The sequence below is a fragment of the Enterobacter pseudoroggenkampii genome (assembly GCF_026420145.1).
Taxonomy (GTDB): Bacteria; Pseudomonadota; Gammaproteobacteria; order Enterobacterales; family Enterobacteriaceae; genus Enterobacter; species Enterobacter pseudoroggenkampii.
Genome location: NZ_JAPMLV010000001.1, coordinates 899,074 through 911,772, shown reverse-complemented (window position 1 = coordinate 911,772; position 12,699 = coordinate 899,074). Strand labels below are relative to the sequence as shown.

General features: G+C 55.0%; 12 protein-coding genes. 2 read left to right on the top strand and 10 right to left on the bottom strand.

The genetic code is table 11. The annotated features are described in order from the left end of the window. Positions 1 to 60: 60 nt before the first annotated feature. The 8 genes from fabF to yceD form a co-directional block, all read right to left on the bottom strand. Positions 61 to 1,302, bottom strand: coding sequence for a beta-ketoacyl-ACP synthase II (gene fabF, locus OTG14_RS04435; protein ID WP_024909028.1), 1,242 nt, complete (start codon positions 1,300 to 1,302; stop codon positions 61 to 63). Positions 1,303 to 1,393: 91 nt separating this feature from the next. Beyond that, complete coding sequence (gene acpP, locus OTG14_RS04430) at positions 1,394 to 1,630, bottom strand: acyl carrier protein (RefSeq protein ID WP_003857954.1); 237 nt, start codon at positions 1,628 to 1,630, stop codon at positions 1,394 to 1,396. A gap of 154 nt (positions 1,631 to 1,784) precedes the next feature. Then, on the bottom strand, positions 1,785 to 2,519 hold the full coding sequence (gene fabG, locus OTG14_RS04425) for a 3-oxoacyl-ACP reductase FabG (RefSeq protein ID WP_008500795.1): 735 nt from the start codon (positions 2,517 to 2,519) through the stop codon (positions 1,785 to 1,787). A 12-nt stretch (positions 2,520 to 2,531) separates the two neighbouring features. Further along, positions 2,532 to 3,461, bottom strand: coding sequence for an ACP S-malonyltransferase (gene fabD / locus OTG14_RS04420; RefSeq protein ID WP_267214642.1), 930 nt, complete (start codon positions 3,459 to 3,461; stop codon positions 2,532 to 2,534). A gap of 15 nt (positions 3,462 to 3,476) precedes the next feature. Continuing rightward, entirely contained in the window at positions 3,477 to 4,430 is a 954-nt protein-coding gene (locus tag OTG14_RS04415; protein ID WP_008500797.1) for a beta-ketoacyl-ACP synthase III, read from the bottom strand. 6 nt (positions 4,431 to 4,436) lie between these two features. Then, positions 4,437 to 5,471, bottom strand: a complete 1,035-nt coding sequence (gene plsX, locus OTG14_RS04410) for a phosphate acyltransferase PlsX (RefSeq protein ID WP_267214641.1) — start codon at positions 5,469 to 5,471, stop codon at positions 4,437 to 4,439. Between the two features lie 80 nt (positions 5,472 to 5,551). Then, the gene (gene rpmF, locus OTG14_RS04405) at positions 5,552 to 5,725 is read right to left on the bottom strand and encodes a 50S ribosomal protein L32 (RefSeq protein WP_003857964.1); all 174 of its coding nucleotides are present in this window, start codon (positions 5,723 to 5,725) and stop codon (positions 5,552 to 5,554) included. A gap of 16 nt (positions 5,726 to 5,741) precedes the next feature. Next, positions 5,742 to 6,263, bottom strand: coding sequence for a 23S rRNA accumulation protein YceD (yceD, locus tag OTG14_RS04400; protein ID WP_014883375.1), 522 nt, complete (start codon positions 6,261 to 6,263; stop codon positions 5,742 to 5,744). Between the two features lie 140 nt (positions 6,264 to 6,403). Here yceD and OTG14_RS04395 point away from each other — a divergent pair, with 140 nt between their 5' ends. After that, complete coding sequence (locus OTG14_RS04395) at positions 6,404 to 6,988, top strand: Maf family protein (RefSeq protein WP_267214640.1); 585 nt, start codon at positions 6,404 to 6,406, stop codon at positions 6,986 to 6,988. A 66-nt stretch (positions 6,989 to 7,054) separates the two neighbouring features. Here OTG14_RS04395 and rluC read toward each other — a convergent pair whose 3' ends face one another. Beyond that, positions 7,055 to 8,002: a 23S rRNA pseudouridine(955/2504/2580) synthase RluC gene (rluC, locus tag OTG14_RS04390; RefSeq protein ID WP_024909023.1), complete on the bottom strand. Its 948-nt coding sequence runs from the start codon at positions 8,000 to 8,002 to the stop codon at positions 7,055 to 7,057. A 572-nt stretch (positions 8,003 to 8,574) separates the two neighbouring features. On the opposite strand from rluC, the gene rne reads away from it, so the two are divergent. Then, positions 8,575 to 11,691, top strand: coding sequence for a ribonuclease E (rne, locus tag OTG14_RS04385; protein WP_267214639.1), 3,117 nt, complete (start codon positions 8,575 to 8,577; stop codon positions 11,689 to 11,691). A gap of 41 nt (positions 11,692 to 11,732) precedes the next feature. Here the strand turns inward: rne and OTG14_RS04380 are convergent, their stop codons facing one another. After that, on the bottom strand, positions 11,733 to 12,671 hold the full coding sequence (locus OTG14_RS04380) for a LysR family transcriptional regulator (protein ID WP_267214638.1): 939 nt from the start codon (positions 12,669 to 12,671) through the stop codon (positions 11,733 to 11,735). Positions 12,672 to 12,699: the final 28 nt, after the last annotated feature.

Here is a 12,699-nt window from a genome sequence, read left to right as displayed (position 1 = left end):
TAGGCTTAATAAAAAAGGTCCGGCAAGCGGACCTTTTTAAAAGCTATCGGGACGTCAGGATCAGATCTTTTTGAAGATCAGAGAACCGTTGGTACCGCCAAAGCCGAAGGAGTTACACAGGGTGTACTCCATACCGCTAACCTGACGCGCTTCGTGAGGAACGAAGTCCAGATCGCAACCTTCATCCGGGTTATCCAGGTTGATGGTTGGTGGAACAGCCTGATCGCGCAGCGCAAGGATGGAGTAGATTGACTCTACTGCACCCGCCGCACCCAACAGGTGACCGGTCATGGATTTCGTGGAGCTCACCATTACGCGGCTGGCAGATTCGCCGAAGATAGACTTAACCGCCTGAGCTTCAGCTTTATCGCCTGCTGGCGTAGAGGTGCCGTGCGCGTTCACATAGCCAATTTGTGCTGGGGTAATACCCGCATCACGGATCGCGTTTTCCATCGCCAGCGCAGCACCCGCGCCGTTCTCAGGAGGAGACGTCATGTGGTAAGCATCGCTGCTCATGCCGAAACCAACGATTTCAGCATAAATTTTCGCACCGCGTTTTTTCGCGTGTTCGTACTCTTCCAGTACGATCATGCCCGCCCCGTCGCCCAGCACGAAGCCGTCACGGTCTTTATCCCACGGACGGCTCGCCGCCTGCGGGTTATCATTACGGGTAGACAGCGCACGCGCCGCACCGAAACCGCCAACACCCAGCGGGGTACTGGCTTTTTCAGCACCGCCCGCAACCATAGCATCTGCATCGCCGTACGCAATAATGCGCGCGGCCTGGCCGATGTTATGTACGCCAGACGTACAGGCGGTGGCGATAGAAATGCTTGGCCCACGCAGGCCAAACATGATGGTCAGGTGACCTGCCACCATGTTAACAATCGTGGACGGAACGAAGAACGGGCTGATCTTACGCGGGCCGCCATTCATCAGAGATGTATGGTTTTCCTCGATCAGGCCAAGACCGCCAATCCCGGAGCCGATAGCGGCGCCGATACGGGTTGCGTTCTCTTCCGTAATCACAAGGCCAGAATCCTGCATGGCCTGAACGCCAGCGACAATTCCATATTGAATGAAGGCATCCATCTTGCGCTGTTCTTTGCGCGAGATGATCTCTTCACAGTTAAAATCCTTTACTAAGCCAGCAAATTTCGTTGCATAGGCGCTAGTATCGAAATGGTCGATTAGGCTGATGCCGCTCTGACCGGCAAGGAGAGCTTTCCAGGTGGACTCTACGGTATTGCCGACAGGAGACAACATGCCAAGTCCGGTCACAACTACACGACGCTTAGACACGTTTGTCCTCCAGGGAGGGATAAAAAAAGAGATTCGTGGGACTAAAAAAGATAAAACTCAGGCGGTCGAATGACCGCCTGGAGATGTTCACTTACGCCTGGTGACCGTTGATGTAATCAATGGCAGCCTGAACGGTGGTGATCTTCTCAGCTTCTTCGTCCGGAATCTCAGTATCAAACTCTTCTTCCAGAGCCATTACCAGCTCAACGGTGTCAAGAGAATCTGCGCCCAGGTCTTCAACGAAGGAAGCGGAGTTCACAACTTCTTCCTGCTTAACGCCCAGCTGTTCGCCGATAATTTTCTTAACGCGTTCTTCGATAGTGCTCATACTCTTAAATTTCCTATCAAAACTCGCTTTCGCGATGGTTTTCGTAGTGTATAAAATGTTGAAAAATTTGCAACTAAATCCCGGCAGTTCGTACCACGATTTTACGTTATTTTGAGGCCATTCGCCCTAATAACGCAAATATTTTTCATCGTGGTTAAACCATATACATCCCGCCGTTGACGTGGAGGGTCTCACCAGTGATGTAACCCGCTTCGTCAGAGGCTAAAAATGCAACCGCACTGGCGATTTCTTTAGGGTCGCCAAGACGACCCGCCGGAACTGCCGCCAGCGTACCCGCACGCTGCTCATCAGTCAGCGCACGCGTCATGTCCGTTTCAATAAAGCCCGGAGCAACAACGTTTACCGTAATACCGCGGGACGCAACTTCACGTGCCAGCGACTTACTGAAACCAATCAGACCTGCTTTCGCCGCAGCGTAGTTAGCCTGACCAGCATTTCCCATGGTACCAACCACAGAACCGACAGTGATAATACGACCATGACGCTTTTTCATCATAGCGCGCATTACCGCTTTTGACAGACGGAATACAGATGACAGGTTGGTTTCGATGATATCGTTCCACTCGTCGTCTTTCATTCGCATTAACAGGTTATCGCGAGTGATCCCGGCATTGTTTACCAGAATATCCACTTCGCCAAACTCTGCGCGAATATTTTCCAGAACAGATTCGATAGATGCAGGTTCAGTCACATTCAGTACCAGACCTTTACCGTTTGCACCCAGATACTCGCTGATGGCCTGAGCGCCATTCTCGCTGGTTGCTGTTCCAATCACCTTCGCGCCGCGCGCAACCAGTGTTTCAGCAATTGCACGCCCGATACCGCGGCTTGCGCCAGTGACCAGGGCGATTTTTCCTTCAAAACTCATGGTATTCCTCTTTTATTGCGAGAGTGCCGCTGACATCGCTTCCGGCTCGTTAATCGCCGAGGCTGTCAGGGTGTCAACAATACGTTTTGTCAGACCGGTGAGGACCTTACCTGGGCCGACTTCATACAGATGCTCAACGCCCTGAGAGGCCATAAACTCAACGGTTTTGGTCCACTGTACCGGGCTGTAGAGCTGGCGAACCAGCGCGTCGCGGATAGCTTCCGGCGTGGTTTCGCATTTCACATCGACGTTGTTCACAACGGAAATCGTCGGTGCGTTAAACGTAATTTTTTCCAGCTCAACCGCCAGTTTCTCGGCGGCAGGCTTCATCAACGCACAGTGAGACGGCACGCTGACCGGCAGCGGCAGCGCACGTTTAGCACCCGCCGCTTTACAGGCCGCACCTGCACGTTCAACCGCTTCTTTATGGCCGGCAATAACCACCTGGCCCGGCGAGTTGAAGTTAACCGGAGAGACTACCTGGCCTTCAGCAGATTCTTCACACGCTTTTGCAATTGCAGCGTCATCCAGACCGATGATGGCAGACATACCGCCCGTGCCTTCCGGCACCGCTTCCTGCATGAATTTGCCGCGCAGTTCCACCAGACGTACCGCGTCAGCAAACGCGATCACACCGGCACACACCAGCGCAGAGTATTCGCCCAGGCTGTGACCCGCGAGCAGCGCGGGTGCTTTACCGCCCTGCTGCTGCCAGACACGCCACAGCGCAACGGACGCGGTCAGCAGCGCGGGCTGGGTCTGCCAGGTTTTGTTCAGCTCTTCGGCCGGCCCCTTCTGGGTCAGCGCCCATAAATCATAACCCAGTGCATCAGAAGCTTCACGGAAAGTCTCTTCAATGACCGGATAGGTTGCTGCCATTTCAGACAACATCCCAACGGTTTGAGAGCCCTGGCCCGGGAACACAAAAGCAAATTGCGTCATTTTTTATTCCTTATCCTAGAAACGAACCAGCGCGGAACCCCAGGTGAACCCGCCACCGAAGGCTTCAAGCAAGACCAACTGGCCCCGTTTGATTCGTCCATCGCGTACCGCTTCATCAAATGCGCACGGTACCGACGCCGCAGAGGTGTTGCCGTGACGATCCAGCGTCACCACAACGTTATCCATCGACATGCCCAGCTTTTTCGCGGTCGCGCTGATGATACGCAGGTTCGCCTGATGCGGCACCAGCCAGTCGAGCGCGGAGCGCTCAAGGTTATTCGCTTCCAGCGTTTCATCAACGATGTGCGCAAGCTCAGTCACCGCCACCTTGAACACCTCGTTCCCTGCCATCGTCAGGTAAATCGAGTTGTCCGGATTAACGCGATCGGCGTTAGGCAGGGTCAACAGTTCGCCGTAGCTGCCATCAGCATGCAGATGCGTCGAGATGATACCCGGCTCTTCGGACTGCCCCAGCAGCACCGCGCCCGCACCATCACCAAAAATAATGATCGTTCCACGATCGGTCGGATCGCAGGTACGCGCCAGCACGTCAGCACCGATCACCAGCGCATATTTAACGGCACCGGATTTCACGTACTGATCGGCAACGCTCAGCGCATAGGTGAAACCTGCGCACGCGGCAGCGACGTCAAACGCCGGACAGCCTTTAATGCCGAGCATGTTTTGCACCTGGCACGCCGCGCTTGGAAAAGCGTGCGTGGCAGACGTCGTGGCGACCACGATCAAACCGATCTGTTCTTTATCAATGCCCGCCATTTCGATAGCACGCTGTGCGGCTTCGTAACCCATGGTCGACACGGTTTCGTCTGGCGCGGCAATACGACGCTCACGGATACCTGTGCGCGTGACAATCCACTCATCAGACGTATCTACCATTTTTTCCAGATCGGCGTTGGTACGCACCTGTTTTGGCAGGTAGCTGCCGGTACCTAAAATCTTCGTATACATGTACGCTCAGTCACTTTTAGCTAATACAGATTCCAGGCGAGCGGCAATCCGCTGAGGGACTTGTCGCTGCACCGCCTGCACTGCCTGTTCAATCGCGACAGCAAATGCTCGCTGATTGGCGGCGCCATGACTCTTAATCACGATGCCGCGCAATCCTAACAGACAGGCGCCATTATACTGGTCGGGGTTGAGGTGACTGAATCGCCGCGTCAGGCTCTTTTGTAACCAACGCTTCAATAAAATCAGCCACCAGGCGCTTTTTTTGCCTTCTCCCTGAGATTTCAGCAGAGAAAGAAACATGCGCACGACCCCTTCCATGGTCTTCAACGTTACGTTTCCGGTGAAGCCATCGCACACCAGAACATCCGTTTTCCCCGTCAACAACTCATTGGCTTCGAGATAACCAATATAGTTGATGGAGGGAACCTGTTTGAGCAATTCAGCCGCTTCGCGAATGCTGTCCAGGCCTTTGGTCTCTTCTTCACCAATGTTCAGTAACGCAACACGGGGAGTGTTGATCCCGACGACTTCTTCTGCCAGCACCGATCCCATCACGGCAAACTGAGCCAGCATAGTACTATCACAATCGACGTTAGCGCCCAAATCGAGCACTACCGTTTTGCCCTTCTGCTGATGCGGTAACACCGTCACCAGCGCCGGACGCTCAATACCTTCTATAGGTTTGAGCAGTAATTTCGACAGCCCCATCAGCGCGCCGGTATTCCCCGCGCTGACGCTAGCCTGAGCTCGCCCTTCTTTCACCAGCTCCAGCGCTACCCGCATAGAGCTGCCACGACTATTGCGAATAGCCTGCGAAGGTCGGGCATCACTGGCAATAACTGACTGCGCAGGAATAATCTGCAGACGCGAACGTTGTTCAAAGTCAGCTTTTGCGAGTAATGGCGTGATTGCGTCGGGATTGCCGACTAAAAGAAGTGTGAGTTGCGAATTAGAATTCAGTGCCTGCAATGCTGCAGGCACTGTCACGGAAGGGCCAAAATCTCCCCCCATGACATCTAACGCCAGGGTTAGACGTGTCAAGGTATCGTCGCAGCCTGGTTCGGTAAATTCCCCGTTTGCACGGGGAAATCCTCACTAAGCCTAATCACGCTTGCGCGTGATTACTTAGTGATAACCTTGCGGCCGCGGTAGAAACCGTCAGCGGTGATGTGGTGACGCAGGTGTTTCTCACCAGAAGTCTTGTCTACAGACAGGCTGGTAACTGCAGTCAGCGCGTCATGGGAACGACGCATGCCACGTTTGGAACGGGTTGGTTTATTCTGTTGTACGGCCATGGACCTTACTCCTCAATTACTTACGCTTTAAGCTGGCTAATACGGCAAATGGGTTTGGTTTTTGCGCTTCATCAGGCAGTTCCCCAAAGACCATGTCCGCCTCGGACACTTCACAGTGTTCAGAATCATGCACCGGAACCACTGGCAAGGTGAGGATGATTTCATCTTCAACCAGAGCCAGAAGATCGATTTCACCGAATTCGTTAACCTCAATCGGCTCATACGCTTCCGGGAGTGCTTCAGCCTGTTCGTCAGAACGAACCGGACTGAAACAATACGTTGTGTGAACATGCTGTACAAACGGTTTCCCGCAACGCTGACACTCGAGCGTTACCGTCACCTTTGCATCACCGGTTAAAACGGCGAGACGCTGGTTGTCGATAGCGAACGACATGGAGCATTCTACATCACTGTCCACACTGACTACGGATTCGGCAATACGCTCAGCCTGATCGGAAGTATAGATACCTTCGTAATCGAGGCGTTTTTGAGCCGTACGAACCGGATCAAGAGTCAGGGGTAATTTTACCTTTTGCATAGGGCGCGCATATTAACTTTGTAACGTCATAGAGTCAAAGAAAAAGGCAACCAGAGCTGCCTTTTGCCAATTATTCGCACACATTGCGGCCTGTAGTTTAAAATGGCTGGCATCGATACGCTATATCTGGTGATAAAAATATGCCAAATCTCGTCCTTGCTTCCACGTCTCCCTACCGCCGAATGCTGCTGGAAAAGCTCGGGATCCCGTTTGAATGCGCCGCGCCAGAGGTGGATGAGACGCCACAGCCGGGCGAGTCACCGCGCCATCTGGTGACGCGTCTTGCTAAAGAGAAAGCGCAGTCGCAGGCCGCACACTATCCTTCGCATTTGATTATAGGCTCCGATCAGGTTTGCGTGCTGGACGGCGAAATCACCGGCAAGCCCCATACGGAGGAGAACGCCTGCCAGCAGCTTCTGCGCGCGCGAGGCACTATCGTGACCTTTTATACGGGCCTGGCGCTCTATAACTCCGCCACCGGTCATCTGCAAACGGAGTGTGAACCGTTCGACGTACACTTCCGCCATCTCAGCGAGCAAGAGATTGTGGATTATGTGCGTCGGGAACGTCCGCTGAACTGTGCGGGGAGCTTTAAAAGTGAAGGATTGGGGATTGCGCTGTTCGACAAGCTGGACGGTCGCGATCCCAACACGCTGGTGGGGTTACCGCTGATTGCCTTGTGTCAGATGTTAAGACGAGAAGAGTGTAATCCGCTGACCATGTGACTGGGACGCTGCGGCCTGATGCCCTCACCCCGGCCCTCTCCCACAGGGAGAGGGAGGAAAGCAAAATCAGCCGCGCAGAACCTTAAGACAGCGTTTCAACTGCTCATCCAGCGGCGCTTCAATACGGATGACTTCACCGGTATTCGGATGGGTAAACTTCAGCGCTGCCGCATGCAGGAACAGACGCGACAGTCCCGTTCCCGCCAGCTGCTTATCAAATTCGCGGTCGCCATAGCGGTCATCAAAGGCGATGGGGTGCCCTGCAAACTGCGTATGCACGCGGATCTGGTGGGTACGACCGGTCACCGGACTGCAGCGCACCAGCGTGGCAAACTCATAGCGCTCTTCAACCTTAAAGCGCGTCTCAGACGGTTTCCCTTCCTGGCTCACGCGGACAATACGTTCACCGCTTTGCAGAATGTTCTTCAGCAGCGGCGCCTGCACCACTTTTACATGGGACTGCCACTGGCCGCGAACCAGCGCCAGGTAGTCTTTCTGCATCCCTTTTTCACGCAGCTGTTCATGCAGCGAACGCAGCGCGGAACGCTTTTTCGCCACCAGCAGTACGCCTGAAGTGTCACGGTCAAGACGGTGTACCAGCTCAAGGAAGCGCGCTTCCGGGCGCAGGGCACGCAGCCCTTCAATCACGCCGAAGCTCAGACCGCTACCGCCATGGACTGCCGTTCCTGACGGTTTATTGAGCACCAGAATGTGGTCATCTTCGTAAAGGATGACATCGCTCAGGGCAGCCACTTTCTGCAGCTTTGGTGAAACGGTCTCTTCTTCACGCTCTGCCACGCGCACCGGCGGAATACGCACTTCGTCACCGGCTTCGAGTTTGTACTCGGGCTTCACGCGTTTTTTGTTAACCCGCACCTCGCCCTTACGCAGGATGCGATAAATCATACTCTTTGGCACACCTTTCAACTGGGTGCGCAAAAAGTTATCGATACGTTGCCCCGCGTCATCTTCGGCGATGGCAACCATTTTTACGGCTGGAGTCTCTGTTTTCATGGGTGGCGATTCTAAATATCGTCAGCCATTAGCGCCACTCATTTTTCTATGCTTATATTTACTTTTATCCGGCCTGCTTCCCGTTTCGCGCAACCGATTTGGTGGTTATTAAACCAATCGCCATTCTGAAGTGAAGAAACTGTGAGTAACCGGGTGATAATTGGTAAAAGTCATCTTGCTATAACCCGGCGAGCAGTGGAATAATGAGGCTGTTTTCCGTGTTAAATCCTGGTTAAGTAAGGATGTTGACGGAATGACCAATTTTGTCTGACCGATCATCCACGCAGCAATGGCGTAAGACGTATTGATCTTTCAGGCAGTTAGCGGGCTGCGGGTTGCAGTACTTCCCGGTATAAGGATTGTTCTCTGGAGAGTTCTACCCAGGCAATTCCCCTGATAATTGCGCTGTGTTTCCGTATGAAATACAGGCAACCGACACTCTGCGCCTCTTAAGCGAGCGACAACCGTGAGGTTGGCGACGTGAACAGACACGAGGCCATCGGTTCATACCCCGGAAAGCGTCACCTTGCCCGCAGCTTTGTCGTCAATGTAAGAATAACGAGTAAGTTACGATGAAAAGAATGTTAATCAACGCAACTCAGCAAGAAGAGTTGCGTGTCGCCCTTGTGGATGGGCAGCGCCTGTACGATCTGGATATCGAAAGTCCTGGACACGAACAGAAAAAAGCGAACATTTACAAAGGTAAAATCACCCGCATTGAACCAAGCCTTGAAGCTGCATTTGTCGATTACGGTGCTGAGCGTCATGGTTTCCTCCCTCTGAAAGAAATCGCCCGCGAATATTTCCCTGCAAACTACAACGCCCATGGCCGACCAAACATCAAAGATGTTCTGCGTGAAGGTCAGGAAGTTATCGTTCAGATTGATAAAGAAGAGCGTGGCAACAAAGGTGCCGCACTGACCACCTTTATCAGCCTGGCAGGGAGCTATCTGGTGCTGATGCCTAACAACCCGCGTGCGGGTGGCATCTCTCGCCGTATCGAAGGTGATGACCGTACCGAGCTGAAAGAAGCGCTGGCAAGCCTCGAACTGCCTGATGGCATGGGTCTTATCGTGCGTACCGCAGGCGTGGGCAAATCAGCCGAAGCGCTGCAATGGGACCTGAGCTTCCGTCTGAAGCACTGGGAAGCCATCCAGAAAGCAGCGGAAAGCCGCCCTGCTCCGTTCCTGATCCACCAGGAAAGCAACGTGATCGTGCGTGCCTTCCGTGACTATCTGCGTCAGGACATCGGTGAGATTCTGATCGATAACCCGAAAGTGCTTGAGCTGGCGCGCCAGCACATCGCCGCGCTGGGTCGTCCGGATTTCACCAGCAAAATTAAACTGTACACCGGTGAAATCCCGCTGTTCAGCCACTATCAGATCGAATCCCAGATTGAATCCGCCTTCCAGCGTGAAGTGCGTCTGCCGTCCGGCGGTTCTATCGTTATCGATACCACTGAAGCGCTGACCGCTATCGACATCAACTCCGCGCGTGCAACTCGCGGCGGCGATATCGAAGAGACCGCCTTCAACACCAACCTCGAAGCCGCTGATGAAATCGCCCGCCAGCTCCGCCTGCGCGACCTGGGTGGTCTGATTGTTATCGACTTCATCGACATGACCCCTGTTCGCCACCAGCGTGCGGTAGAAAACCGTCTGCGCGAAGCGGTGCGTCAGGACAGGGCGCGTATCCAGATTAGCCATATCTCACGCTTTGGCCTGCTGGAGATGTCCCGTCAGCGCCTGAGCCCGTCGCTGGGTGAGTCCAGCCATCACGTTTGCCCGCGCTGCTCCGGCACCGGTACCGTGCGTGATAACGAATCGCTATCCCTCTCTATTCTGCGTCTGATTGAAGAAGAAGCGCTGAAAGAGAATACCAAAGAGGTGCACGCGATTGTTCCTGTGCCAATTGCCTCCTACCTGCTGAACGAAAAACGTGCTGCGGTAAGTGCTATTGAAGCGCGTCAGGGCGGCGTTCGCTGCATCATCGTGCCAAACGACCAGATGGAAACTCCGCACTATCACGTGCTGCGTGTCCGTAAAGGTGAAGAGACGTCCACGCTCAGCTACCTGCTGCCGAAGCTGCACGAAGAAGAGATGGCCCTGCCTTCCGATGAAGAGCCAGCCGAGCGCAAACTGCCTGAGCAGCCTGCGTTAGCGACCTTTATCATGCCAGAAGCCCCACCGGAAGCGGCACTGGAAAAACCTGCGGCTAAAACTGAAGCGCAGAAACCAGCAGCAGCAGCGAAAGCCCAGCCGGCGCAGCCGGGTCTGCTGAGCCGCTTCTTTGGCGCACTGAAGAAGATGTTTGCTGAAGAAGAAGCTCAGCCAGAACAGCCGAAGGAAGAGCCAAAAGCGGCCAAGCCTGAACGCCAGCAGGACCGCCGTAAGCGTCAGAACAACCGCCGCGATCGTAACGACCGTAGCGATCGTAATGACCGCAGCGAGCGTCGTGACAACCGCGACAACCGTTCTGAAAATAACGAAGGTCGTGAGCAACGCGAAGACAACCGTCGCAACCGTCGCGAGAAACAGCAGCAGAATGTTGAAGATCGTGAAATTCGCCAGCAGGCGGGCGATGAGTCTGAGAAGAGCAAACAGCGTGACGACCAGCAGCCGCGCCGTGAACGCAACCGTCGTCGTAACGACGAGAAGCGTCAGGCACAGCAGGAAGTCAAAAACCTGAACCGCGAAGAGCCTGTTGAACAGCAGGACGGCGAGCAGGAAGAACGTACTCAGGTTATGCCGCGCCGTAAGCAGCGCCAGCTTGCTCAGAAAGTCCGCTTCGCCTCCGAAGCAATCGAAGAGTCAGCCGTTGTCGCAGTTGAAACCCGCGAGAACGCAACCGGCACGCAGCTGGCGAAAGTTGATCTGCCAGCGGTCGTTGAAAACAACGTTGAGCAGGATGAAAACGGTGAAAACCGTGATAACGCCGGAATGCCGCGCCGTTCACGCCGTTCCCCACGTCATCTGCGCGTCAGCGGCCAGCGCCGTCGTCGCTATCGTGACGAGCGTTACCCAACTCAGTCGCCAATGCCGCTGACCATTGCCTGTGCTTCGCCAGAAATGGCTTCCGGCAAAGTCTGGATCCGCTACCCTGTTGCTCGCCCGGAGCAGGTTGTTGAAGAGCAGCCTGTAACCGAAGAGGTGATTGCACCTGCGGCAGCGGTAGAAGACGTTGTGACTGAAGCGGCAACCGTGGTTGAACCTCAGGTTGTTGAAACGGAAGCACCTCAGGCAGTTGAAGTCGAAACCACTCATCCGGAAGTAATTGCCGCGCCGGTTGATGCCGCACCGCAGCTTATTGCTGAAGAAGATGTCGTGGTGGCTGAGGAAGTTGCTGAAGAAGCTGAACCTGTAGCCGCAGTGGAAGACACCGCTGAAGCTATCGTTGAAACTACCACTGAAGAAGTCGTTCAGGACGTTGAGATTGAGGTTGAACCGGTTGTTGAAGAACCGAAAGCGGCTGAAGTGAAACCTGAACCGGTTGTCTCTGCGCCAGCCGCTGCCCACGTGGCGACAGCACCGATGACCCGCGCTCCGGCGCCGGATTACGTGCCAGAAGCCCCGCGCCACAGTGACTGGGTTCGTCCGGCGTTCAGCTTTGATGGTAAAGGCGCTGCTGGCGGCCACAGTGCAACGCATCAGGCGACTGCACCGGCAACGCGTCCGCAGTCTGTCGAATAACGACGCTGAAAGTAAAAAGCCGACCTTAGGGTCGGCTTTTTTTATGGCTGCTGCACGGGCCTTCTCATCCCGGAGACCTCCGGCATGACCTGCCGCATCAGCTCCAGAAAACGCCGCAAGCGTGCCGGATAATAACGGGACCAGGGGTAAACCAGATGCACCGGCAGCGCCGCTGGCTGCCACTCCGGCAGCAAATGCACCAGCCGCCCTTCCCGAATATCATTCTGTACCGTCCAGCTGGATACCACCGCCACACCGAGACCGGTGAGCACCGTATTGCGTGCGACATACAGGCTGTCGGTGCTGAGGCGTGGCGTAATAGCAATCCGCGCGGTGGCGGGCGAGGCATCGTGAAAAAGCTCCACGTGGCGCTGGTAGAAAGAGCTGATCGCTATCCAGGGAAACTGCTGCAAATCCTCCGGCGTGGTAACCGCTGGAAAACGGGCCAGCAGTGCCGGAGAAGCGACTACCGAGCGCGGCACTTCCGCCAGCAGCACGGATACGGTCGCCGGATCGACCTCCACGCCCACCCGAATAGCGCAGTCAAGGTTGTCGCCGAGGAAGTCCGCCGACCGATCGTTGAGCATCCACTCAATCGAAAGCTGCGGATAACGTTGCAAAAATTCGGTTACGGGTTTCAGAAGCTGATCCTGACCAAACGCGTGGGGTGCCCGCACCCGCAGCACGCCTACGGGCTCATCTTCCGTCTGCCCCACCTCATCTTCCAGCGCCAGCCAGCTGTCAATCACCCGACGAGCGTGCTGGTAGCAGCGTTCGCCATCATCCGTCAGCCGCGTCGTGTGGGTGGTGCGCAATATCAGGCGCACGCCCAGCATGGTCTCCAGCGACTGTAGCCGTCTGCTCACCGTGGCCTGGGTGGTGGCCAGCTGCCGTGCCGCCGCAGAGAGGGAACCCGCCTCCACTATCCGGACAAACGTCCGCATTAGCTCCACCCTGTCTATACGCTCAGCTCTTTTCATTGCATTTTCACTTATACGTTAAACGTAT